Source organism: Pelorhabdus rhamnosifermentans (assembly GCF_018835585.1).
GTDB classification, from domain to species: domain Bacteria; phylum Bacillota; class Negativicutes; order UMGS1260; family UMGS1260; genus Pelorhabdus; species Pelorhabdus rhamnosifermentans.
Genome location: NZ_JAHGVE010000003.1, coordinates 166,013 through 189,191 on the forward strand (window position 1 = coordinate 166,013; position 23,179 = coordinate 189,191).

Consider the following 23,179-nt stretch of genomic DNA (forward strand, 5'->3'; position numbering starts at 1 on the left):
GTTAGCGGCTTTATTTTTTTCTTAGACAAAGAAATAGAGACCAAGAGATAGGTTTAAAATTGGGGAGGTTTAGTCATGGCAAATTTTATAAAATCGCATAGTACGAATAAGTATCTGGTTTTTGGGTTACTTTACCTCGGCTTTTGTATTTCCTATGTGGATCGCGTGGCCATTAACATTGCGTTGGCTTCTATCAGCAAAGAATTTGGTTTAAATCCTTCAACGATGGGAGTAGTTCTTAGTACATTTTTTGTCGGTTATGCTATTATGCAAATTCCCGGAGGGTGGCTCGCCGATAAATTCGGCTCGAAAATAGCTGTTATTGGCGCCTTGTTTGTTTGGTCTATGTTTACACTTGGTACAGGTTATGCCTGGTCCCTGACTGCACTCATTGTTATCCGCTTTATTTTTGGCATTGGCGAAGGGCCGTTTGCGGTGTCCGCGCTAAAAGGGATTGCCGAATATTTTCCTAAAGCAGAACGGCCCAAAATGACTGCCGGATTATTATCTTCCAATTATGTGGGCAGCGCCATTGCGCCGATGCTGGTGGTTCCTTTAATGATGTACTTTGGCTGGAGAGGCATGTTTCATTCGTTTGGTATTTTAGGTATTGCATTCATTGCTCTGTATTGGTTTTTGGTAAAACCAGCCATCAAACAGGAGGAAGAAGCAGCAGTCGCAAGCGGCAAGCCAAAAATAAATATGAAAGAGCTATTAAAGATGCCGCTTATTTGGCAGCTGACACTTGCCTGGTTTGCCTTAAGCCTGGTCAACAAGGGTCTGGATTCCTGGATGCCGACTTATCTTTTGACTGTTCGTCACTTAGATCTGAAATCGCTAGGGATATTAACGCCGCTGCCGTTTGTGGCCGCAGGGATTGCTACCGCGATAGGCGGCTGGGTGATGGACCGCTTTTTTGACGGCAGGGAAAAATATTTATTAGTATCTGCTGCTTTATTAGCCGCCTTCTTCCTATATTTTATGTATACGGCAGAGAATGTTATTATGGTTATTGCCTTCCAAAGCTTGGTATACTTCTTCAAATCCTTTGTTTTTGCCGCATCGTTGGCCTTACCGATGAAATTGCTGCCAGGTTCGATCGCTGGTTCAGCATCCGGGGTAATTAATATGGGCGGGCAATCCGCAGGCTTTATTGCTCCCCTATTGATTGGTCTTATGGTTACTGCTTTTAATGGTTCGTATGACGCCGCATTCTGGTTTTTAATTGGCGCTGCTTGTCTGTCGGCAGTGGCCAGTATCAGTATTAGAAATAGAAAAGACAGTAATAAAGTACTTAATAGTGAGGAGACCCTATCATGAAAATAAAAAAAATTGTACTGCGCAAAATGGAAATGGGTTTAAAAGTGCCATTTGAAACAAGTTTTGGCGTTACACGTACGAAAAAGTTTATCGTAGCTGAAATTTATTCCAAAGATTATGTGGGTTATGGCGATTGTTCGGCTTTTGCCGCTCCTTGGTATAATGAGGAAACGATCGAGTCTGCTTGGTATGTTATCGAACAGTTTCTTATTCCGACACTGTTCAGCACGGACGAAATCTCCTGTCCGGAAAAAATGTACGAACAGTTTGCCTGGATTCGTCGTAATAAGATGGCAAAAGCCGCTGTGGACTGTGCGCTGTGGGATCTTTATGCCAAAGAACAAAATATTCCGCTCTCTAAGGCTTTAGGGAGTACGCGGGATAAAATAGAAACAGGCGTCAGCTTAGGAATTCAGAAAAGCCCGGAAGATCTTGTTAGAGTTGTTGAAAAATACATGGGCGAAGGCTATAGAAGGGTTAAAGTCAAAGTTAAGCCTGGTAAAGATATTGAATATTTATCCGCTGTCCGTAAAGAGTTCGGTGATATCATGCTGATGGCTGATGCTAATTCAGCGTATACGCTGAATGACCTGGAGTTATTTAAAGAACTGGATAAGCTCAATCTCCTTATGATTGAACAGCCGCTAGCCGATGATGACATTGTTGACCATGTCAAGTTGCAGTCGGTAATGAAGACAAGAATTTGCCTTGATGAAAGCATTCATTCTGTGGAAGACGCCCGCAAAGCGATTGAACTTGGCAGTATGAAAACCATTAATATTAAAGTTGCCCGTGTTGGCGGTCTTACGGAAGCCCGAAAAATACATGATCTATGCGCCAAGCACAGCATGCCGGTATGGTGCGGCGGTATGCTAGATACTGGCATTGGCCGGGCACATAATATTTCGGTAGCGTCGCTGCCGAATTATCAGTTCCCTGGCGATGTTCCAGCTTCTGACCGCTACTATGAACATGATTTTATGTCGCCGTCTGTGACTATTGACAAAAATGCCATGATCCAGGTTCCTGACAAGCCCGGAATTGGTTTTGAACCTGTTCCGGAATTATTAGAACGTTTCACATATGAGAAAAAAGAATTTTTAAGATAAATAGAATGGTGGCTTAGTACATGAAAATAGATCGCATAGATATCATTCGGGTGAAAGTTCCGTTTGTCCATCCGTTTGAAACTAGTTTTACCCGTTTTGTGGAAAGGGATGCCTTGCTGATAAAAATATATTCTGAAGGCTTGATCGGATACGGGGAGTGCAAGGCATTCTATGCTCCTCTCTATAACCCGGAGGATAATGGAACTTGTCATCACGTTATTAAGGATATTTTAGTACCTCTCTTGTTGCATAAGGAGATTGCAGGACCCGAAGAATTTATAGAGAAAGTGTCTTTTATTCGCGGCAACCGTCTGGCTATTGCCAGTGTGGAAAATGCATTATGGGATCTTACATCGCAGCGCGAGGGAAAATCGCTTAAGACATTAATCGGCGGCACCCGTGACGAAGTAAAGGTAGGGGTTAGTCTGGGCATTGAAGCGACAATTCCGGATTTACTTAAAAAAATTGAAAAATATTTGGCCCAAGGTTATCATCGTACGAAAATTAAAATCCGTCCGGGCTGGGATATTGAAGTAATCAAGGAAGTACGGCGCCATTATCCGGATATTACGCTGACCGTGGATGCCAATTCTGACTATACGCTGGCAGATATTGATTTGTTTAAAGCCATGGACGAATATAATCTGTGCTATATTGAACAGCCGCTCGGGGAAAATGATATCATTGACCATGCAGTGCTTCAAAAGGCGATTAAAACGCGACTGTGCCTTGATGAAAGCATTATTTCTCTGGAAGCCGCCAGGCAAGCCATTGAGCTTGGCAGCTGCAAGGTCATTAATGTAAAATCAAGCCGGGTCGGTGGGATTTCAGAGTCCATCAAAATCCATGATTTATGCAGGAAGCATGGCATTCCCCTTTGGGTCGGCGGGATGACCGAGCTCGGTATTGGCCGTGTGCAGAACATATCGCTTGCCAGTATGCCGCATTTCACTTTGGCCAATGATATTGCGGCAAGCAATCGTTACTTTGACGAAGATATTACCATACCGACTGTAAATATTACGGAACGTTGTACGCTTATTGTCCCTGACGAAACTAATGGAGTTTCGTATACAGTAGATGAAAAGGCAATTGACAGGCTGATGGTCAGCCGGGACATATTTAAGTAAAAGCAGGAAGTTGGCGGGTCATAGAAGATAGGCCGGAGAGAGTGGGAGGAAAAATGATGGAAAAAGTTTTAAACATAATTCAGGCACACGAACAAGCTTTGATTGAATTTTTACGGCAAATTGTCAATATTGATTCATGCTACGATGATCCTGAGGGTAATTTAGAAGTGGCTCAACTCATTGGCGGCATGCTTGATAAAATGGGGTTTACGGTAGAATATCTGACAACGCCAGGGATATGTACGCATGTTAAGGCTTTCAAAAAAGGCACAGGTGACAAAAAAGTCATGGTGATGGGGCATTTGGACTGCATTCAACCGAAAGGTTCCGCAGCCGAGCGCCCCTTTACCATTAAAGGCGGCAAGGCTTATGGGCCTGGGGTTTTGGATATGAAAGGCGGGATTGCGATCGCACTCTATGCACTGCTGGCTTTGTACAGTCAAGGTTGGAATGATAAGGATATTACGGTGTTTTTCTGTGGTGACGAAGAGCATGCCCATCCGTATACCAATGCGGCCGAGCTGTTTGAAGAAGCAGCTAAAGGGCAGCATGCCGTGTTTAATATGGAAACAGCCAGCGCTGGCCATTCGGCTTTAATTGGCCGCAAGGGCAATCTGTATGCAGAAATGCAGGTAACAGGCATAGCGGCTCACGCCGGTGCCGATATGGAAAAAGGCGCAAATGCCATTATTGAACTCGCATATAAAGCCATCGCCATCAGTAAGCTGACTGATTTTTCACGCGGACTGACTTGCAATGTCGGGGCTATTGAGGGCGGATTAATAGCAAATGCTGTGCCTGACTATGCCAAAGTAAAAATCGATATGCGCTATCTCAGAGAAGAAGACCGCGATAAAGCGGTTGATTGTTTAAACGAGATTGCAGCACGGAATTATGTTCTTGGCACTAAAACTGAGATTGTCAATCTAACCGAGCGGTTTACGACGATGTTCGCCACCGAAGACAATAAAAGGCTTTTTGCTTTAGTACAGGAACAAGCAAAAAAATTGGGAATAGAAATGACAGCCAAGGTAGGAGGCGGTTCATCCGATGCCGGCTGGACGGTTCGCGCCGGAGCGCCAACCTTATGCGGGATGGGCGCTATCGGAGAATTTAACCATACGACGCGGGAATATATTTTTGTCGACAGCTTAGTGCAGCGGGCCAAATTGTTAGCTCTATCCATTGATGCACTGTAAAGTAACTGCATTTATTGTAATAATGGTATAGGACTTTTTGCAGTAGACGCTAACTAATAATGTATTGCTGTTTTAAAGTGGAAGAGCAGGTCTTTTCTAATAGGCAAAGAATAGTATTATTGCATGTTAATAATATCCAATAAATGAAAATGCTTGAGGGAGAATGATATGTATGGAATATAGTGAAGAAAAAAGTTATCAAGAAAAATGGCAGGAGAAACTATTAGAGACGCGATCAATTGTCATTTTTGGAGAAATCACGCAGGCGTTGGCGGAAAAAGTAACGGCACAATTACTTATTTTACAAGAATTGGGGGATGAGCTAATCAAGTTGTTTATTAATAGTCAAGGCGGGCATGTTGAAGCCGGCGACACCATTCATGATATGATTCAGTTTATAAAACCACGTGTCATTGTAATTGGTACTGGCTGGGTTGCTAGTGCTGGTATAACTATTTATCTTGCAGCTGACAAGCAAGATCGTTATTCTCTGCCTAACACAAGATATATGATTCATCAGCCACTAGGGGGAGTTCAGGGTCAGGCGACTGATATTAAAATTGAAGCTGATGAGATTATTAAGACTCGCAGCAGAATTAATAAGTTAATTAGTGATGGCACTGGGCAGTCGTTATCGAAAGTTGAAAAGGATGCGCAAAGAAATTACTGGCTTGACCCACAGGAAGCCAAGGCATATGGAATTGTGCATCAAATTATTGAGCAATACAGTGATCTAACCTAATTCGATTATTTCCCAAAAGTGAGAGAGCAAAACGACATTGATGCCATGCTCATAAAAGTAACATTTCACAATTAAAATGATGCCAATGAAACTAAGGAAATACAGATAAAAAACCCCCTACAATTGGATTTTATTCCAATGTAGGGGGTTAACTGTTTTTTTACCATTTTCCTTTGCTAATATGATTTTCAATCTCAGCTTTTGAGCGCTGTTTAATGATGTAGCCTTCATTGAGGGCCTGATTAAAAGCGCTGACGCAAGCTGGGTCAAGATTCAAATCGATGCCTTCCTGGGAAAGAGCAATAATATTATCAATCAAAGTGATGATTTCCATATGTATGTCATTGGTTCTTTCGGATTTGTAAACTTTATCGGCACTTTCTGGTGTCAATTCTACAAATTTTTCATGCGGTTGACCGCACTTTGGACAGACATCTGGAGCAGTTTCACCTTCCCATACGAAGTTACATACATTGCATTTAAATAATTTTTTCATAATTTACAACCCCTTTTTATAATTAATAATTATAATCTATTGATTATAATGTATTACTTACTATAGAATTTCTTTAAATAATTTTTATTTATAATAATAAAAAATTAAGAAGGAATTATTATTTGTTTATTGAAATGTTATTAATAGATAATAAAATATAGTTAGAAGGGGAGAGCGAGTTATGAATATTTTTGAATTCGCATTAAAAATGGAATTAGATGGTGAAAAATATTATCGGGATCTTGCTGAAAAAACCAGATATGATGATCTAAAAAAAGTTTTAATAGGTCTGGCGGAAGATGAGAAACGTCACTATGAAATTATTCAATTAGCTAAAAATCAAACATTTCAATATATCGAGGCAGATCCTTCTTTAACTAATATTAAAAATGTTTTTGCTGATAATACAGAGCTTTTCGGGGAAAAGAAAGAGTTTATTGCAAAACTTAAGGATGAACAATTTGATTATTATCAGGCGGCATTGGTAAAGGAAAATGAAAGCGTGAAGCTTTACCAAAACCTAAAAGAGAGTGTTGAAAATCCAGTGGGAAAAGCAATATGTGAAGAGCTTATTCATGAAGAAGAAAAACATGTGGAAGTACTTGATAGTATTATTGAAATGTTAAATCATGTTAATGATTGGGTAGAATCAGCAGAGTTTAATCATCAAGATAACTATTAAAATATAAAAGATATAAATAAAGACTTCGAAGCAATCGAATTACTCAATTGAAACTCATTTGGTTATGACTTAATTAATTGTTAATAATTAATTAAAAGGTGGGATGACATGTACAACATTTTGATTGGTGGAGCAGCAGGGCAGGGAGTAGATACAACATGTGCGATTTTGGAAAAACTCTTAAAACAGTCCGGATATCATGTGTTTTCAACAAAGGATTTAATGTCCCGTGTTCGTGGCGGACATAATTTTACCTTGATTCGCTTTGGGGCTGAAGAAGTTGCTTCACATAGTTATATATTGGATGGGATTGTAGCTTTTAATCAAGAAACAGTCGAATTGCACAGATCAAAACTGAATTCCAATGGATTTATTCTTTGTGACCCTTCTTTGTCGGTAGAAGCTAATAATGTTGTTAAAATTGGCATGAATGACATAGCGAAAAAGCTTGGTAATCCCAAAGTGGCTGGTAGTATTTCGATCGGCGCAATTCTAAAACTCTTTGGAGAAACACTAGATCATATTAGAAATGTATTTGCAAAAGTTGTGAAACCAGAATATCTTGATATAAACTTGAAGGCTGTTGAAATCGGATATGATAGTGTTGAACAGCAATACCCCCATAAAGACGGAGTATATGGCGATTGGATGCTTCTGACAGGTAATCAGGCCCTTTCGTTAGGGGCAATAACGGCAGGACTGAAGTTTTATTCAGCTTATCCGATGTCGCCTTCTACTTCTATTATGGAATATTTAGCTGGAAAAATGACGGAGGCCGGAATAGTTGTTGAACAGGCCGAAGATGAGATTGCCGCCATCAATATGGCAATTGGGGCTTCTTTTGTAGGTGCTAGAGCAATGACCGGGACATCAGGCGGTGGTTTTTGCCTGATGGTCGAAGCACTGGGATTGTCCGGTATGGCTGAAATACCTCTCGTTGTTGCCGATATTCAACGTCCCGGTCCGGTAACTGGATTACCTACAAGAACGGAACAAAGTGATTTGAATTTTGTCATATCGGCGTCACATGGTGAATTTCCCAGAATGGTGATTGCCTTGAAAAATCATGCCGACGCTTTTTATCAGACAATAAGAGCATTTAATATGGCGGAAAAATATCAGATTCCCGTTATTATTCTCAGTGATCAGTATCTTGCTGATTCTTCTGCTACTGTAGAGCCATTTGACATCAATAAGATTAAGAGATACTGTGCCAGCGAGGAGCAATATGATGGCGAATACTTAAGATATCGTTTTACCACCAATGGTATTTCTCCACGTCTTCTTCCCGGCACGACTAAGGGATTTGCTTCTGCGGATAGTGATGAACACGATGAGCGAGGGTGGATTACTGAATCTGCCGAAATACGTGTTCAGATGATGGACAAGCGACTTTTAAAATTGAAAAAATTGGAATTAGAATTGCAAGAGCCCGAATTTATAGGAAATGATTCGTGTGAAACTTTGTTCTTAGGCTGGGGATCTACTTATGGGCCCATCAAGGAAGCAGTTACAATATTGAATCGTCAATCTTCCAAACGTTTCGGAGCGTTGGTTTTCGGCGATGTATATCCATTACCTGTAAAATACTTGACCGAAAAGATAAAAAAGGCGAAACGTATTATTAATGTAGAGCAGAATGCGACTGGACAATTCGCTCAATTAATAAGAGAAAAGACGGGGATTGTGTGTACATCAAGCATACTGAAATATGATGGTCGCCAAATATCTGGAGAACAAATCGCTGAACAGGTGTTGAAGGAGGCGGGAAAATGAGTGTGAGTTCTAAAGAATTTTGTACCTCTGAAACGGCTTGGTGTCCGGGCTGTGGTAACTTTAGCATTTTAAAGTGTTTGAAACAATCATTAGAAGAGCTCGGCAAAGATCCTCATGAAGTATTGTTGGTAGCTGGTATTGGACAAGCGGCGAAGACTCCTCAATATCTTAGCGCCAATAGTTTTTGTGGACTCCATGGCAGAGCATTGCCTGTCGCAATCGCTGCAAAAATTGCCAATCAAAATTTGACAGTCATCGTTAATAGTGGTGAAGGTGATTCTTATGGTGAGGGTGGCAATCATTTTATTCACAATATAAGGAGAAATGTAGATATCACTCATTTTGTGCATGATAATCAAATTTATGCATTGACTAAAGGACAGGCATCCCCTACTTCTGCAGAAGGACATGTTACTGGTGTGCAGACTGAAGGTAGTATGAATACGCCATTAAATCCAATTTTGATGGCAATTGCAGCTGGAGCTGGTTTTGTTGCAAGAGCATTTAGTGGCGAGCCAGAGCAACTTGTTTCGATTATGAAACAAGCAATTTTGTATAAGGGCTATTCGCTTGTGGATATTTTGCAGCCGTGTATCAGTTTTAATAAGATCAATACGTTTTCCTATTACCAAAAGCGAATATACAAATTGAAATCTGATTACAATCCCTATGATAAAGTGGAAGCAATCAAAAAAGCGCTGGAATTTGGTAATCAAATTCCGATGGGAGTCATTTATCAGGCGGAAAAACGCACGTTTCATGAAAAAAACAGCGTATTGTCATCCGGAGTTCCTCTATTAGATCAACATCAGGATGTGTCATTAATCGAAAAATATATTCGAGAATTTGTATAGTACATTATTTAATATGGGGCGTCGTGACTATCTAAGAGAAAGCCATAGTGAAAAATTTATGTATTTGTATTTTTTTAAACGAATGGTCATTTAAAAGGAGGAAGTTAGGTGAATGTATATGATTTTACAGCTATGAGAGGCAATGGACAGGAAGTTTTGTTGAAGGAATATGAAGGTAAAGTGCTCATCATAGTTAATACCGCGAGCAAATGTGGTTTTACACCTCAATATGCTGATTTGGAGAAGCTCAACCGTGAATATGCAAACCAAGGTTTAGAAATTCTGGGATTTCCCTGCAACCAGTTTGCGGAACAGGAACCAGCAGAGAATCACGAAATACAAAATTTTTGTCAAGTTAATTTCGGAGTTACTTTTCCGATATTTGCAAAAACAGACGTTCGTGGTGCTAAGGCCCATCCCTTATTCTCTTATTTGAGTGAAGCCGCTCCTTTTCAAGGCTGGGATTTAAATAATCCAAAAGGTAATGCGCTGCAGACTTTCCTAAAAGAAAAATTTCCTCAGTATCTCAATGGAAATAGTATAAAATGGAATTTTACTAAGTTTTTAGTTGATCGTAGCGGTCATGTGGTAAAACGTTTTGAGCCATATATTCAGCCTCTAGATATGGTGGATGAAATTAAAAAGCTTTTATAGCAGATGGGTGATCAATAATGGATAAACAGATAAAAGAACCGGAAGTTTTAGTTATTGGTGCTGGACCTGCTGGTTTGACAGCTGGTATTTATGCGGCAAGGTCTAAGTTAGACACGCTCATTTTAGAAGATGAATTGGTGGGGGGGCAAATTAGAGATGCACGTTTTATTGAAAATTTTCCAGGATTCAATCGTATCAGTGGTGTAGAATTAGCTGATCATATGCGGGAACAAAGTATTTCTGCAGGAGTCGAATTAGATGAATTTGATAGTATCCTTTCATTAAATTTGACAGATGATGAAAAAATTATTGAAACGGCTAGGTTTATCTATCGTCCGCAAGCCCTGATTATTGCTGCGGGGATGAGAAGGAAAAAACTGCCCATACCAGAAGAAAAACAGTTTCATGGCAACGGTATTCATTATTGCGAATTGTGTGATGGACATTTGTATGAAGGCAAAGAGATTGCTGTGATCGGTGGAGGTGGCGCGGCGGTAGGAGCAGCGATTGCTTTGACTAAATTTGCGACGAAGGTAACTATCATTCATCGCTCTAACTCATTCCGGGCCGATAAGAAAGATCAGGACGCTTTATTTAACAATCCTAAAATAGAAGTGATCTGGAGTACTAAAGTTGTTGGTGCTGTAGGTGATAAAATATTGCACGCCCTCGTTCTGGAGATGGCAGACAGTAGTAGGAGAAAAATAACAGTGGACGGGGCCTTCGTATATATCGGGTCTTCACCACGGACTGAAATGTACGTGAGGGATCTAAAACTGGACAGTTATGGTAATATAATTGCTGGTGAGTCATGCGAGACCAATATTCCTGGGGTGTTTGTCGCTGGCGATGTAAGAACCAAGTCTGTTCGCCAATTGACTACAGCTGTTAGTGATGGTACAGTAGCGGCCATAATGGCGGAACAATATATTAATAATCTGCGTAGGGGGAAGTTATATGGTAAAAGTGTATACAATTAATGGCTGTTCTTGGTGTGAGAAAACGAAAAGTTATTTAGCACAAAAGGGCGTTAATTATATAGAAGTGAATGTAGAAGATGTAGATGGTTTAAAAGAACTAATGACTATTTCTGGTCAGCAGAGTGTACCAGTATTAGATATTGGTGGTAAGGTTGTCATTGGTTTTGACAGAAGTAAAATTGACGAATATTTACGATTGGTTTCATAAAGGAGAGATTGCTATGAAAAGCAATGAAAAATTAACAAATAATGATCTAGAGGTTTTATATCAACCGGTATCGATTGGAAATTTAACACTAGCGAATCGTATTGTTATGGCCCCGATGACAAGGGGCTTTTCCCCGAATGGGATACCGGGCGCAGATGTGGCAGGATATTATAGGCGACGGGCAGAAAATGAAGTCGGCCTGATTATTACCGAAGGAACATTAATTAATCATCCTGCGGCAGCCGAAGGTTTAGGCCGACCTAATTTTCATGGTGAAGCAGCGCTTAATGGCTGGTCGCGTGTTGTGGAGTCAGTTCATAAGGCCGGAGGTAAAATTATTCCACAATTATGGCATGTTGGCATGGCCCGTCAAATCAATGGTGAGAATCCCAATCCAGCTATTTTGCCAATTGGTCCATCAGGGATTGATGTAGCTACAGGGGAAAAAGTAACCGAAGCAATGACCCTAGCAGAAATTGATCAGATCATCAAGGCTTTTGGACAGGCGGCAAGTGATGCTAAACGTTTAGGATTTGATGGAATTGAGCTTCATGGTGCGCATGGATACTTAATCGACCAATTCTTTTGGGAAAAGACAAATCAACGTCAGGACAAGTATGGTGGAGATCTGATCGCTCGCACGCGGTTTGCTTCTGAAATCATAAAGGCTTGTCGCCAAGTCGTAGGCCCGGATTTTCCTATCGTATTTCGCTATTCTCAATGGAAAATGGGAAATTATACAACGAAACTGGCCAAGACGCCAGATCAGCTTTCCGCATTTTTAAAACCATTAGTCGCAGCCGGAGTGGACATTTTTCATTGCTCAACTCGCCGTTATTGGGAGCCCGAGTTTGAAGGAGCATTGCTAAATTTGGCGGGGTGGACCAAGAAATTAACAGGAAAACCGACGATTACCGTTGGTTCCGTTGGCCTCGATAACAATTTTATCGACTTTTTCACTGAGGGAAAGGGTGCAAAGACTGCGAGTCTCATACCTCTCATCGAAAGATTGCAGAATAAAGAATTTGATTTAGTGGCAGTGGGGAGGGCTTTACTCGCAGATCCAGCTTGGGCAACTAAAATACATCAAAATAGAGCAGATGAACTAATTCCCTTTGAACTCGGAGCAGAAAAAACATTGTCTTAGTATTATGCGAACTGCTTTTTTTGCAAAGCTGCTATTAGTCATTCTTGCTGAATATTTGGAGAGAAAAGTTAAATATTAAACAAGACACTCACTTCTGCAATAATGGAGTGGGTGTTTTAACATAATATTAGAAGGCGGTATATTTCCGGAAGAACAATTTTTTATGGGAAAAACAGCTGAGAAAATTGCTAATAGTATTGCTCCATGTGGGTTTGTGTGTGGTATGTGTTACGATATGGTACGTTAGGTATAGAGGCCCTTAGTGGCTATTTGTTGCATAATGTAAATAATGGAATTCATTATCATAATGGAAAAACATATTGCGGAGATTACGACGCATGTGAAACAGAAGAGCAGGTAATTGAATTGCTACATAATGGGAAGGGTAAGACCGGATTAGGAAAGTTATGAAAATGCTTTGGATAATATTCAGAGTACCTGGAATAGTGTAGCACAGTATAACCACCAATTCAATTTCGCGGCAAAATGTAGTGCCGTTAACAAAGTTGCGTGGCTAAGGACTTTGTGGATTGCATATTTTTTCCCTCCGATAGTGGAATTTTTGATAACAACCGAATAGAATAAAGTAGCCTAGATGCTGGTAATGATTATCGCTATTTTTGAAAAATTTATATGAAATAGGAACATATTACAGTAAGTAGGCATATCATATTGTGTAAAATCTTCATAACCCTTAAAGGGGAGTAGCTAACGGGTTTTACCCGGGAGTAGAATCGACATACTGGCGAAAGCCCGGTTCTACTGGCAGCAATTCTGCTATAGCGAGACCTTTATTTCCAACATTTTAGCTGGGAATAAAGGTCTTTTTATAATTTTCCCCAAAAAATTCCGCAAGGTTTGTAGATAGGCTGCCACCTACTATAAACCTTGTGGAACTTACAACATTCAGCTTGTTTCGAATTACGCTTGACCAGTAAAGGTCAGATACAATAAAACGGCGTTCAAAGCGATGATTATGCTCACGATGCTCCAGCCTAGGAAATTTGTAAGGCGACTATTTTTGAAGAAACCCATAATATTTCTCTTATTTGTGATAATCATCAGCGGAATAATCGCTGATGGTAGAGCGAAACTTAAAACAACTTGGCTATAAACCAATGCCTCTAGTGGGTTCATACCTGACATTAAGATTCCTAAAGCAGGCAGCATTGTTACGAGACGACGAATGCTGGCTCGGATATCAAAGCCCCTCCAAAGTATGACCCATAGCAAATTATAGGCAAATTATACAATCACCCCATTTAAGATGTAGTCTGTTTTATGCAGTGTTACTGTATAGAATATGACACCGTAATGGAATTGGTGAAAGACTGAGACTGAAGATTTAGTAGTCAAGCATAAATAGTTCTATACAGCCATTGAAATTCCATAAATATCCATTGCTTTTATTGATATCGCCAACATAGATTATTAATGTTAGATTTCAAAAGGAGGCAATAGGATGAATTTTATTCCAATGTTACTCATGGCTGTATCATCGAATCTTGACAATTTGGGAGTAGGCGTATCTTATGGTACACGGAAAATTACTTTATCCTCAAGTGCTAATCTTATTGTGGCTCTCATTACAAGTATTGGTACGTTTGTTTCAATCGCTTTTGGAGAGTACATATCTTCTTTTTTATCTTTGAAAATTGCAAACACAATTGGAGCATTGATCATTATCGCTGCAGGCTTTTGGGTAATTTGGCTTGGAAAACAAGCGGATAGGGAAGATGTACTAGTTAATCAACCCAATCTACTCACGGCAATTATTAAAGATCCCAGTCGCGCTGATTTTGATAAATCTGGAGACATCAGCAATTATGAGGGCATGACCCTTGGGGTGGCTTTAACCATGAATAATCTTTCAGCTGGTATTGGTGGTGGAATGGCCGGCATGAATCCGGTTGCTACGACAGCATTGGTATTTGTTTTAAGCATAGTAACCTTATGGCTCGGATTTTTCTGTGGAAACCAATATACTTCTCGTTGGTTTGATGATAAAGCGGGGTTAGTAAGCGGAGCGTTATTAGTAATGATCGGAGTATACGAATATTTAGCTTGACAAAAACAAATTTTGAATGCGAAATTCCCTATTTCAACTTAGTTTGAGGTAGGGAATTTTCTTTAAGTTGGCTTTATCTTAGTGGTCAAAGTAGCCAGTTTATAAAGGCATGGTTTACAGCGGGTTAAAATTTAACATAGCTTTTACATGTGCTTAACTTTTGATTCGAAGGATTGACATATAATAAAAGCGGAGCAAAGACACTAATTTACAGGAGATAAATGTTATGGCGGCTTTGGCAGAACAATATATCCGCCCATTTTTGCTGGGTAGGAGAATGATTCAGGCGAAAGTTTCACTTATGAATTTATCCGAATTTATTGCTGAAAGGCGAAAAGTTGTTCAGGAAGAGCGGCTTGCTGCCCATATAGAAGTTTGCAAAATGGAAATTAGCCATCTTGTGGAGGTACATGTCAGCAAATGTAGTTTTACTTCGCTGGAGTACGCGTCACTTCTGCTTTCCGGCAAATGCGATTATAAGGGCTTAATCAATTCGATCATTTCGAATATGAATATAGAGGGTTTATCAAAGTCTGTAAACGAATGGGTGTTTACGGAAATGGAAGATTATTTTGATACTTCTATTTTAAGCCAGGAAGATTTTAAGATTCATACTAAAAAGCTTCTTCCTCCGGTTTATATCAATCAAGTATTGCAGGAATATATAAATTCTTTACGGGTAACTAGAGCAATGGGGCAAGGGGTAAATAAAATTTGTCAGGAAAGTTTGTCTCAGATGGATCTGCCATGGTTGGTAAAACAAGTGACAGATAAAATTGAATTTGGATCAATTTTAATGGGAGCGTTTGATTGTCATCCCGAAGAACAGAAAAAGCGGCTGGTTCAGCAGATGATTTCCTGTATTAGTGGAATCATTAATCATATAAAAATTCAAGTGAGAAAACAATTTCATGAAAAACTGGTGCAAACCTTTTATCAGTTTTATGATGAATATAATAAACAGGATTTGAAATTATTGCTCATGAGCAGGCAAAAGCGTACCAAAAAGAAATGGATCAAGCGCCGGGAACAAGATTATATGTACAAGGTTAGTGAAGCGGTATGATATATCATACTGCTTTTTTTATTGTTGTAAAAATGATGGGTGATCCTGCATAGCATGGTCGAATTTGGGTAAATTATTTTTATGCATCGTTAAACATGAGTATCCAGCTAGGAAGGGAAAGATCACTATGCCAACTTTTGAATCGAAAGCAACACGAAAAGGAGAACCGGGAAGCAGTTTGCGTACCCGTAGTGAGCGACGCAGCCGTGGTCAACGTATGCGGCAACGGCTCTCGGAAACGACGAATCAAGAATCCTCTGAAGGATTAGATCAAATTTTTGAGGCTAAGTTGGGGGCCGTTCGGACATATGAGCGCAAATTAACAACAGTAACCGATCCGTATGCCCGAACAGTTCTTCAAAATATGATTAAGCAGGAACGCAGGGAATTATTGAATCTGACGGAACTTGCCGATCTTGTTGAACAAAGTCCGGATATGGGTGGATTTACTCGGGCGCGCCGGAGAATGGGTCATCAGCTTAAAATGAGAACCGGACAAGATGCAACATTTTGGCTTGGAACAGCTGCGCTGGGAGCTTTTTTACTGCCTAGCGTGAGAGAAAAACTTAGGCCGCTTGTTGTTAAGACTGTACAGGGTGTCATGGGATTATCTGAACAGGCCCAGGGGTTGTTCAGTGGTGTTCGTGAAGATTTGGAGGATATAGTTAGTGAGGCCCAGTTTGAAAAATTCAAGGATTCTATTGACAGTGGAATCCTTGAAGAAACGGTGACAGACCCAAATGGGCCTACTACATAATACAGGAGGAATAATCATGGCAGAAGTAAGGGTATTGGGGGAGAAAATTTCTGGAATTACTCAAGGATTAAGGGAGGCTGTAGATTTAAGCATTGAATTACGAGCCCAGTCGTCTGATTCAAAAGAAGAAGTAACTAAAATCTGGGAAACGTTTTTAAAGGATTTTTTTGGTTATGTTAAGCAGCGTAGCAAGGAGGCCAAAGACAATCTGCTTTCCGGTATTTCATGGACACGCTTGAAGCTATTCTAAATATAGTAAAAAAATAGCAAGTGCCTTTTAGAATGGAAAATAAGCGGGATAAAGGGGGATAAGATTGGGAGTAGTGGATACTACGGGAAAGTTTAGGCTAATACCTGGCCGTTTACGGATTGAAGTGGATGGCCTGCGCAGAAATTCTATGCTGGCAGATCGATTAAAAGATCATCTTAGTGCCGTAAAAGGTATCCGTGAAGCTACAGCTAATTCGCTTACTGGGCGTTTATTGGTACTTTTTAATTATAAAATTATCGATTTTCTTCAGATAAAGTCGGAAATAAATGCCGTTGTCAATTCTTACCGGAAGATCAAAGAATTTTATGCCAGAGAAGTGTTTGTAAATCAAGCGGCGGCAACAGTTGTTGCCGCACCGGTTGTACAGGTAAAATCCAATCCTTGGTTGTATGTACTTACCACTGGCGGTGTCTTAGCAGCTATTACAGCCAAACGGATAACGGTTGGAAGATCACCACTGGCAGCATCACAGCATGTTTTTAACTTGGCGGCACTTACTACGATTGTTTCAGGTTATCCGTTATTTCGCAGTGGTTTACGGGGGTTAATACGGCATAGGCGTATCAATCATGATTTGATTATATTTATGGCTTCGTTAGTATTGCTGGCCATGAGGGAAAGTTTGACAGGTTTGTCCATTTTGTGGCTTGTCCATTTGACAAATCTTTTCCAATTTGTGGCGCAGTCTAAATCCCATGCTCACATCAATAAAATTATCCAACAGAAGCAACGGAAATTATTGAAATTGGAAAATGACTGTAGACAAGAAATACAGGCGCATGATATCAAAATCGGGGATATTCTTGCTCTTCATTCCGGAGAAAGGGTACCTGTTCAAGGCCAAGTCATCGCAGGACAAGCAGGAATCAATTGTGCCGCTGTAACCGGTAACTGCCTACCTTATTGGGTTTCGGAAGGCGATACGGTGAGCGCCGGTTCATTCATAGAAACAGGTTCACTGCAAATCCGTGTGCTCAAGGTGAGTAGTGTCTCTTTAATGCCGCAGCAATATGATATCTGCAAATATGAAGAAAATTGGCATATCAGTGATCGTTATGTGAATAAAGTCATGTGGTGGAGTTTGACGGCCGCAGGTCTTATCTTCCTATTTACCCGGGATGTTGCCCGAAGTATCGCTGTACTGCTTGCAGGATCACCGGCCGCTATCTCCTTAGCGAGAAGTTCGGCGACAGGTGCGGCTATTGCTCAAGCAACGACGCAAAAGATATATGTGAAAGAGCCGCGGGCCTTAGAAACTGCCGGCGAAGCAGATACGGTGATTTTGGATAAAACCGGGACGCTTACTGAAGCAGTACCCCATGTCGTCGATATTGCTGCTTGCAGCACGCTGAGCGAAAATGAGGTTTTGACCTTCGCTGCGGCGGCAGGGCAAAGAGTATGCTACCCGTATAGCAAGGTACTCGTGCTGGAAGCGCGGCGAAGAGGTCTTCAATTACCAGCGGCTGTCAGCCAATTGGTTCCTCGTATGGGAGTTCGCGCACAAATCGATGCAGAAAAAGAAGTTATCATCGGTAATCAGCTTCTCATGATGCGAGAGAGAATTCTACTCAGCAGGGTGAGGGCTCAAGTGGCCAGAATGGAACTCAATGGCAATACCGTTCTTTATATTGCCGTCAACAAAAAAATTTGTGGATTGATTGCCGTAAAGGACAAAATTAAAGCAGAGAGCTTTGAAAGCGTGGCCGCCTTACGCTGTGTAGGGATTGAAAATATTGCCTTGTTATCAGGCGATGCAGCGGCGGCTGCTGAAACCGTTGCAGCGACCCTGGATATTCCATATAAATATGGCGGATTGCTGCCAAATGAAAAAGCAAGGATGATACAAAATCTAAAAAGGCAAAAATATAAAGTAATTATGGTTGGCGACGGTATTAATGATTCACAAGCGTTGGCGGCCAGTGATGTGGGAATTGCCATGGGGAAAATAGGCGTCGGTCCGATTATTCATAAGGCTGATATTGTCATAGGAGATGATGACCCGCGCAAAATAGCCAAAACGGTGATTTTAGGCAAAAAGCTTAACGAAGTCGTCACCCAGAACATTGCTTTGGCCGCTGGTTTAAATATTATTGGAATTGCATTAGCAGCCGCTCGATTTATTTCGCCGCTGACGGCAGGCTTGCTTGTCAATATAAGCACACTTGGCGTGGTTTTGAATTCGGGGCGTCTTTTTACTTCCAAACAAACTAGCGTATCTTCAGATACAATGGATTTGCAGCGCTTTGCGATGGCAAAATCTTTGATTAAAATTACCCATGAGAGTGAAGGGGAAAAAGCCTTATTAGAAAAAAAGTCCTGGCATGGGATGAGTCCGGAAGCGGTTTGTGAAGCCTTAAGTACTTCCGATAAATTCGGAATTAGTCAAGAGGAAGCGGGCAGGCGGCGTTCAATATATGGTAAGAATGTGTTAGCGGCGCGGCAGAAGCCTTCTTTCTGGCGGCAATTACTGGATCAGTTCAAAGATTTTATGGTGCAGGTTTTGATCGGGGCTGCAGCTCTAAGTTTCGCGTTGGGCAGAAGCAAAAATGCCCTTTTGACTGTAGGGATTGTTTCCGCCAATGCATTTCTTGGCGTTGTTCAAGAACGAAAGGCGGGAAGATCTTTAGATGCTCTACAGGAACTCGCTGCGCCGCAGGCCAGAGCAATTCGTGCAGGCCGAACAGCAAAAATCAATGCTTCAGCCTTGGTTTCCGGTGATGTGATTGTGCTGGAAGCTGGCGACAGGGTGCCTGCGGATGCCCGGTTGTTAACTACTGTTCATTTTGAAGTCGAAGAAGCCTCATTGACAGGAGAGACCATACCTGTTAAAAAACAGTGCTTAAGCATTGAGAGAGCTGAAGTTTCATTAGGTGATCAAAAAAATATGGTGTTTATGGGAACTACGGTTACCAGAGGGAGGGCTACGGCTGTAGTCGTTGCCACAGGAATGAACACAGAAATGGGGAAGATTGCATCCTTGCTTGAGGAACACAAGGAAGAACCTACGCCACTGCAACGGCGCCTTGAAGAGTTGGGAAGATATTTAGTTTATGGCTGCTTAGGAGTTTCCGGACTGGTGTTTTTCGCAGGAATCCTGCGAGGGGAAACAATGATCAATATGCTGCAAACCGGAGTTACTTTGGCTGTCGCGGCCATACCTGAAGGCCTTTCGGCTATTGTTCTTATTGCTTTGGCAATGGGTGTTCAGCGAATGAGTAAACGTAATATTATCGTTCGCAAACTTTCTTCCATAGAAACATTAGGTTCCGCTACTGTTATTTGTTCAGATAAGACAGGTACGCTCACACAAAATCAAATGACTGTGCGTGAGGTGTTTTCACTGCGCGGGCAATGGAAAGTTACTGGAGAGGGATACAATCCAACAGGAAAGTTTAGTGATAATAATCAATTTGTGAAGCCAAACAATCTGTTAAAGAAGATAGTGACTATTGCCGCCTTGTGCAACAATGCTAAGCTAATGAAAACGGAACAGACCCAGCGTCAAGTCATACCATTAAAATCCTGTATGAAAGCAGGCTGGACGATTGATGGCGATCCTACTGAGGGAGCTCTCCTTGCGTTAGCTGCTAAAGCGGGAATTAATATCGAACAGTTAACAGAAACTCATTGCCGTGTAGTTGAATATCCATTTGAGTCCGAACGGTGCATGATGTCCGTTTTATGTACGGATAAAAGTCAGCAGTCTTTGTTGTACTCAAAAGGAGCGCCGGATAAGATTCTCAGTCTCTGTACCCATTATACAGATGGGGAAAAGATTTACCCGCTTGATGATGAAATGCGAAAAAAGGTTGAACAAGCTAATGATGCTATGGCATCAAAGGCATTAAGAGTGTTGGCTTGTGCGTATCGTCCTATAGATGTGGGATCGCATTATCAAGAGGAAATAACAGTGGAAGAAAGTTTGATTTTTTGTGGGCTTGTGGGCATGATTGATCCGCCACGGTCGGAAGTTCCGGAAGCCATTGCCAAGTGCCGGCGGGCCGGCGTAAAAGTGGTTATGATTACAGGGGATCATCCGAGCACAGCTAAAGCCATTGGAACGGAATTGGGACTACTTGATGACAACAGTAGAATTGTAACTGGCTGGGAAATTGATAAAATGACGGATGACGAGCTTATTGCGGCTGTGGAAACAGCTCGTATATTTGCCAGAACATCACCTCATCACAAACTACGTATCATAAAAGCGTTTAAAAGCAGAGGCGAAGTAGTTGCAATGACAGGTGATGGAGTGAATGATGCTCCTGCTGTTAAGGCGGCCGATATTGGTATTGCTATGGGAATGACTGGAACGGATGTTACGAAAGAAGCCGCCTGTATGACGTTAGCTGATGACAATTTTGCAACCATAGTGAGAGCGATGGAAGAAGGACGGTCGATCTATGCTAACATACGTAAAGCAATACGTTATTTGGTTGCGACAAATATTGGAGAAGTGGTCTTGATGTTTTTGGCTGCAATATTAGGAATGCCATTGCCGTTGATACCGATACAACTCTTGTGGATTAACCTTGTGGGTGACGGGCTTCCGGCAGTTGCCCTAGTCAATGATCCGCCTCCAGATGATGTAATGGAGCAAGCTCCGCAGTCAAGTAGCGATAGCGTTTTTGCAAATGGTCTGGGACGCAAAGTAATGAGCAGAGGTTTGATTATCGGAGTGAGCAGTCTTTTGTTGTATGTCTGGAAACTGCGTGTTAGCGGCAGTATCGTGGCTGCACGTACTTTAACGCTGGCGCAGCTGGCGATTAGCCAGTTCATGCATCTTTTTGACTGCCGTATAGAAAAAGGCATGGGGAAAGCAGAGCTTTTAAGTAATAAATGGCTGCTGGCTGCTGTTGCTCTATCTATGGGGATGGTTGTCGGGGTTATTCAATGGCCTTTATTACAGCCGGTATTTGGTACTGTGTCTTTAACTCCATGGGAATGGCTGTTGGCGTTTATTGTGGCGTCAATAACTTCGGTTCTTGATTTTTGGGTCGTTGGAAAAATCAATCTGAAGAATTTATCTCAGCGGCCAATAACTGCGTTAAGCAATTAAATAAAAGCCAATTTAAATTTCATTGATTCCGAATGGTTTTCACCTCCTTGCCAATACTAATTAGCAAGGAGGTGATTTAATGTATTGGTTAATGGCTCGTCCGGCAATCGGCTGGGGTGCTTGGCTACTTGTTCACGCAATTGGGATTCCCTTTGTTTATGGTGTGGGGAAAACATGCGGTATGAAAAAGGCACATGGGTCAGAGTCAGTTGAGGAAATGTCGGGAGGTTAACAAAACAGAGCTTTCACCTTAAACGGTGAAAGCTCTGTTTTGCTGTAGAGAAGCACTAGCGATAGCCGCCCGCTTAGCGGGCGGTCCTGACTTTATTCAATTGTTTTTTTACGGCTAATACGGCGACGACGGGGTATATCCTCATCTTCCGAGTCAGTATCCGTAATTTCTTGAGAGGACTCTCCGGAAACTTCAGGAACATCATCAGGCTGGGATTCAGTTACATGAATCTCAGCATTGTTCTCGTTCATGTTATCTGCAAGGCCGGTCTTAGCTTCTTCAACAACTTCTTTGAAGTCTTTACGCAAGGATTTTACTTTATCTGACAAGGTTAAGGCACCAGCGGCAGTTGCTACAGCTACACGACGGCCGTGCTTTTTTGCTGTATCCTTTACACAGTCGATTGTTTCTGAGAATGTTTCCTGTGGCGTATTGTCAAAATTTCTGGCTTCAGCAACAATATCTGCAGTACTATCTTTTATTTGGTTTCCTAACTGTTTTACACCATCGGTAAGTGCCAATGCACCTCTGGTGGTTAGGACGGCGGCAGTGCGAAGACCTCGCCTAAATGGCGGAAAAGCAATGGCAATTGCAGCACCTGTTGCAACAAGAGCAACGGGTGGACTGCTTTCAAAGATTCGCGACCCTAAACGCATAATATTCATATTTAATTCCTCCTTTCATGCTTTTTAGTGATTCCCAGTAAATATCATGGATATGCATGGAAAGTTAATGAAATTTATCTTGTAAAAATGGTGAGAAATCCTGCATTGCTTGTAAAAGTGATGAAGGATTTTTACCTTTGCAGCAGAAGCTAATATAAAACTATCCTATAAGCATTATGCTTATGCGGGAAAAGGGCGGTAATGGAAATGCTGACAACGAATGCTACATTTTTGTATAAATTCATCCAGAAACCAAAAGAAATTGGTAGTATTGTTCCGAGTTCGTCATTTTTGACTAAGAAAATGTTGGCGAACTTACCTTGGAATAATATTGAAACACTTGTTGAATTAGGCGCGGGAACAGGAGTTTTCACCGAATTTATTACAGAAAATAAAAAAGAATCGTGTCAAATATTTGTTATAGAACACGACTATGATATGCGGAAAAACTTAAAGATTAAATATCCCACATTCCATTATGGTGCTAAGGCAGAGAAATTAAACTGGCTTCTACAGAGATATGATTTACCTCAAGTTGACTGCATTGTATCAGGATTACCCTTTGCTGCTTTTTCAGAGTCTTTGCGTGAAAAAATTATGTTGGCGGTTAATGATTCCCTCAAGCCGGGAGGCATATTTGTTGCTTTTCAATACTCTTTGCAAATGAGAAAAACATTGAAAAAGCATTTTAGGGAAGTAATAATTGGGTTTGTTCCATTAAACATACCACCCGCTTTTGTCTATTACTGCCGAAAATAGGGAAA

At 41.2% G+C, this 23,179-nt stretch carries 23 protein-coding genes; 20 read left to right on the forward strand and 3 right to left on the reverse strand.

Annotation, left to right across the window (positions count from 1 at the left end):
- The first annotated feature begins 75 nt into the window (after positions 1 to 75).
- From Ga0466249_RS05650 to Ga0466249_RS05670, 5 genes are all read left to right on the forward strand, one after another.
- Positions 76 to 1,320, forward strand: coding sequence for an MFS transporter (locus Ga0466249_RS05650; protein ID WP_215828469.1), 1,245 nt, complete (start codon positions 76 to 78; stop codon positions 1,318 to 1,320).
- Positions 1,317 to 2,429, forward strand: a complete 1,113-nt coding sequence (gene menC / locus Ga0466249_RS05655; RefSeq protein ID WP_215828470.1) for an o-succinylbenzoate synthase — start codon at positions 1,317 to 1,319, stop codon at positions 2,427 to 2,429. Before Ga0466249_RS05650 ends, menC (Ga0466249_RS05655) begins: the two co-directional genes overlap by 4 nt.
- 20 nt (positions 2,430 to 2,449) lie before the next feature.
- Positions 2,450 to 3,559: an o-succinylbenzoate synthase gene (gene menC / locus Ga0466249_RS05660; RefSeq protein WP_215828471.1), complete on the forward strand. Its 1,110-nt coding sequence runs from the start codon at positions 2,450 to 2,452 to the stop codon at positions 3,557 to 3,559.
- A 53-nt stretch (positions 3,560 to 3,612) separates the two neighbouring features.
- On the forward strand, positions 3,613 to 4,758 hold the full coding sequence (locus Ga0466249_RS05665) for a M20/M25/M40 family metallo-hydrolase (protein ID WP_215828472.1): 1,146 nt from the start codon (positions 3,613 to 3,615) through the stop codon (positions 4,756 to 4,758).
- 172 nt (positions 4,759 to 4,930) lie between these two features.
- Positions 4,931 to 5,500, forward strand: coding sequence for an ATP-dependent Clp protease proteolytic subunit (locus Ga0466249_RS05670; protein WP_215828473.1), 570 nt, complete (start codon positions 4,931 to 4,933; stop codon positions 5,498 to 5,500).
- 160 nt (positions 5,501 to 5,660) lie between these two features.
- Here the strand turns inward: Ga0466249_RS05670 and Ga0466249_RS05675 are convergent, their stop codons facing one another.
- Complete coding sequence (locus Ga0466249_RS05675; RefSeq protein ID WP_215828474.1) at positions 5,661 to 5,996, reverse strand: rubredoxin-like domain-containing protein; 336 nt, start codon at positions 5,994 to 5,996, stop codon at positions 5,661 to 5,663.
- Positions 5,997 to 6,177: 181 nt separating this feature from the next.
- Here Ga0466249_RS05675 and Ga0466249_RS05680 point away from each other — a divergent pair, with 181 nt between their 5' ends.
- The 8 genes from Ga0466249_RS05680 to Ga0466249_RS05715 all read left to right on the forward strand — a co-directional run bounded on the left by Ga0466249_RS05680 (position 6,178) and on the right by Ga0466249_RS05715 (position 12,708).
- Positions 6,178 to 6,678: a ferritin family protein gene (locus tag Ga0466249_RS05680; protein ID WP_215828475.1), complete on the forward strand. Its 501-nt coding sequence runs from the start codon at positions 6,178 to 6,180 to the stop codon at positions 6,676 to 6,678.
- A 108-nt stretch (positions 6,679 to 6,786) separates the two neighbouring features.
- Complete coding sequence (locus Ga0466249_RS05685) at positions 6,787 to 8,454, forward strand: 2-oxoacid:acceptor oxidoreductase subunit alpha (protein WP_215828476.1); 1,668 nt, start codon at positions 6,787 to 6,789, stop codon at positions 8,452 to 8,454.
- Entirely contained in the window at positions 8,451 to 9,308 is an 858-nt protein-coding gene (locus tag Ga0466249_RS05690) for a 2-oxoacid:ferredoxin oxidoreductase subunit beta (protein ID WP_215828477.1), read from the forward strand. Before Ga0466249_RS05685 ends, Ga0466249_RS05690 begins: the two co-directional genes overlap by 4 nt.
- 108 nt (positions 9,309 to 9,416) lie before the next feature.
- Positions 9,417 to 9,962: a glutathione peroxidase gene (locus tag Ga0466249_RS05695; protein WP_215828478.1), complete on the forward strand. Its 546-nt coding sequence runs from the start codon at positions 9,417 to 9,419 to the stop codon at positions 9,960 to 9,962.
- Positions 9,963 to 9,979: 17 nt separating this feature from the next.
- Positions 9,980 to 10,942, forward strand: a complete 963-nt coding sequence (locus Ga0466249_RS05700; protein WP_215828479.1) for an NAD(P)/FAD-dependent oxidoreductase — start codon at positions 9,980 to 9,982, stop codon at positions 10,940 to 10,942.
- Positions 10,920 to 11,150, forward strand: coding sequence for a glutaredoxin domain-containing protein (locus Ga0466249_RS05705; protein WP_215828480.1), 231 nt, complete (start codon positions 10,920 to 10,922; stop codon positions 11,148 to 11,150). The genes Ga0466249_RS05700 and Ga0466249_RS05705 overlap by 23 nt, the downstream gene beginning before the upstream one ends.
- A gap of 13 nt (positions 11,151 to 11,163) precedes the next feature.
- Positions 11,164 to 12,297: an NADH:flavin oxidoreductase gene (locus Ga0466249_RS05710; RefSeq protein ID WP_215828481.1), complete on the forward strand. Its 1,134-nt coding sequence runs from the start codon at positions 11,164 to 11,166 to the stop codon at positions 12,295 to 12,297.
- 216 nt (positions 12,298 to 12,513) lie between these two features.
- Positions 12,514 to 12,708: a hypothetical protein gene (locus Ga0466249_RS05715; protein WP_215828482.1), complete on the forward strand. Its 195-nt coding sequence runs from the start codon at positions 12,514 to 12,516 to the stop codon at positions 12,706 to 12,708.
- A gap of 510 nt (positions 12,709 to 13,218) precedes the next feature.
- Here the strand turns inward: Ga0466249_RS05715 and Ga0466249_RS05720 are convergent.
- Positions 13,219 to 13,530 (reverse strand): divalent metal cation transporter, encoded by a 312-nt coding sequence (locus tag Ga0466249_RS05720; RefSeq protein WP_281422580.1) that lies wholly within the window; start codon positions 13,528 to 13,530, stop codon positions 13,219 to 13,221.
- A 229-nt stretch (positions 13,531 to 13,759) separates the two neighbouring features.
- Between Ga0466249_RS05720 and ytaF the strand changes: the two genes are divergently transcribed.
- The 6 genes from ytaF to Ga0466249_RS05750 all read left to right on the forward strand — a co-directional run bounded on the left by ytaF (position 13,760) and on the right by Ga0466249_RS05750 (position 21,750).
- On the forward strand, positions 13,760 to 14,365 hold the full coding sequence (ytaF, locus tag Ga0466249_RS05725) for a sporulation membrane protein YtaF (protein ID WP_215828484.1): 606 nt from the start codon (positions 13,760 to 13,762) through the stop codon (positions 14,363 to 14,365).
- Positions 14,366 to 14,591: 226 nt separating this feature from the next.
- Positions 14,592 to 15,431 (forward strand): hypothetical protein, encoded by an 840-nt coding sequence (locus tag Ga0466249_RS05730; RefSeq protein ID WP_215828485.1) that lies wholly within the window; start codon positions 14,592 to 14,594, stop codon positions 15,429 to 15,431.
- Between the two features lie 127 nt (positions 15,432 to 15,558).
- A complete protein-coding gene (locus tag Ga0466249_RS05735; protein WP_215828486.1) occupies positions 15,559 to 16,188 on the forward strand; it encodes a DUF5132 domain-containing protein in 630 nt (209 codons plus the stop codon).
- Positions 16,189 to 16,204: 16 nt separating this feature from the next.
- The gene (locus Ga0466249_RS05740; RefSeq protein WP_246588493.1) at positions 16,205 to 16,438 is read left to right on the forward strand and encodes a hypothetical protein; all 234 of its coding nucleotides are present in this window, start codon (positions 16,205 to 16,207) and stop codon (positions 16,436 to 16,438) included.
- Between the two features lie 73 nt (positions 16,439 to 16,511).
- Complete coding sequence (locus tag Ga0466249_RS05745; protein WP_312889719.1) at positions 16,512 to 21,518, forward strand: heavy metal translocating P-type ATPase; 5,007 nt, start codon at positions 16,512 to 16,514, stop codon at positions 21,516 to 21,518.
- Between the two features lie 79 nt (positions 21,519 to 21,597).
- Complete coding sequence (locus Ga0466249_RS05750) at positions 21,598 to 21,750, forward strand: hypothetical protein (protein WP_215828488.1); 153 nt, start codon at positions 21,598 to 21,600, stop codon at positions 21,748 to 21,750.
- A 92-nt stretch (positions 21,751 to 21,842) separates the two neighbouring features.
- Here the strand turns inward: Ga0466249_RS05750 and Ga0466249_RS05755 are convergent, their stop codons facing one another.
- Entirely contained in the window at positions 21,843 to 22,415 is a 573-nt protein-coding gene (locus Ga0466249_RS05755; protein ID WP_215828489.1) for a hypothetical protein, read from the reverse strand.
- 207 nt (positions 22,416 to 22,622) lie between these two features.
- On the opposite strand from Ga0466249_RS05755, the gene Ga0466249_RS05760 reads away from it, so the two are divergent.
- Positions 22,623 to 23,174 carry a class I SAM-dependent methyltransferase gene (locus tag Ga0466249_RS05760; RefSeq protein ID WP_215828490.1) on the forward strand — a complete coding sequence of 184 codons (552 nt, stop codon included), beginning with the start codon at positions 22,623 to 22,625 and terminating at the stop codon, positions 23,172 to 23,174.
- The last annotated feature ends 5 nt before the right edge of the window (positions 23,175 to 23,179 follow it).

What these genes read in the sequence shown, in the direction of transcription:
- Ga0466249_RS05650 (WP_215828469.1), top strand. Translation starts at nt 76, where the DNA reads ATGGCAAATTTTATAAAATCGCATAGTACGAATAAGTATCTGGTTTTT.
- menC (WP_215828470.1), top strand. Translation starts at nt 1,317, where the DNA reads ATGAAAATAAAAAAAATTGTACTGCGCAAAATGGAAATGGGTTTAAAA.
- menC (WP_215828471.1), top strand. Translation starts at nt 2,450, where the DNA reads ATGAAAATAGATCGCATAGATATCATTCGGGTGAAAGTTCCGTTTGTC.
- Ga0466249_RS05665 (WP_215828472.1), top strand. Translation starts at nt 3,613, where the DNA reads ATGATGGAAAAAGTTTTAAACATAATTCAGGCACACGAACAAGCTTTG.
- Ga0466249_RS05670 (WP_215828473.1), top strand. Translation starts at nt 4,931, where the DNA reads ATGGAATATAGTGAAGAAAAAAGTTATCAAGAAAAATGGCAGGAGAAA.
- Ga0466249_RS05675 (WP_215828474.1), bottom strand. Translation starts at nt 5,996, where the DNA reads ATGAAAAAATTATTTAAATGCAATGTATGTAACTTCGTATGGGAAGGT.
- Ga0466249_RS05680 (WP_215828475.1), top strand. Translation starts at nt 6,178, where the DNA reads ATGAATATTTTTGAATTCGCATTAAAAATGGAATTAGATGGTGAAAAA.
- Ga0466249_RS05685 (WP_215828476.1), top strand. Translation starts at nt 6,787, where the DNA reads ATGTACAACATTTTGATTGGTGGAGCAGCAGGGCAGGGAGTAGATACA.
- Ga0466249_RS05690 (WP_215828477.1), top strand. Translation starts at nt 8,451, where the DNA reads ATGAGTGTGAGTTCTAAAGAATTTTGTACCTCTGAAACGGCTTGGTGT.
- Ga0466249_RS05700 (WP_215828479.1), top strand. Translation starts at nt 9,980, where the DNA reads ATGGATAAACAGATAAAAGAACCGGAAGTTTTAGTTATTGGTGCTGGA.
- Ga0466249_RS05705 (WP_215828480.1), top strand. Translation starts at nt 10,920, where the DNA reads ATGGTAAAAGTGTATACAATTAATGGCTGTTCTTGGTGTGAGAAAACG.
- Ga0466249_RS05710 (WP_215828481.1), top strand. Translation starts at nt 11,164, where the DNA reads ATGAAAAGCAATGAAAAATTAACAAATAATGATCTAGAGGTTTTATAT.
- ytaF (WP_215828484.1), top strand. Translation starts at nt 13,760, where the DNA reads ATGAATTTTATTCCAATGTTACTCATGGCTGTATCATCGAATCTTGAC.
- Ga0466249_RS05730 (WP_215828485.1), top strand. Translation starts at nt 14,592, where the DNA reads ATGGCGGCTTTGGCAGAACAATATATCCGCCCATTTTTGCTGGGTAGG.
- Ga0466249_RS05735 (WP_215828486.1), top strand. Translation starts at nt 15,559, where the DNA reads ATGCCAACTTTTGAATCGAAAGCAACACGAAAAGGAGAACCGGGAAGC.
- Ga0466249_RS05740 (WP_246588493.1), top strand. Translation starts at nt 16,205, where the DNA reads ATGGCAGAAGTAAGGGTATTGGGGGAGAAAATTTCTGGAATTACTCAA.
- Ga0466249_RS05750 (WP_215828488.1), top strand. Translation starts at nt 21,598, where the DNA reads ATGTATTGGTTAATGGCTCGTCCGGCAATCGGCTGGGGTGCTTGGCTA.
- Ga0466249_RS05755 (WP_215828489.1), bottom strand. Translation starts at nt 22,415, where the DNA reads ATGAATATTATGCGTTTAGGGTCGCGAATCTTTGAAAGCAGTCCACCC.
- Ga0466249_RS05760 (WP_215828490.1), top strand. Translation starts at nt 22,623, where the DNA reads ATGCTGACAACGAATGCTACATTTTTGTATAAATTCATCCAGAAACCA.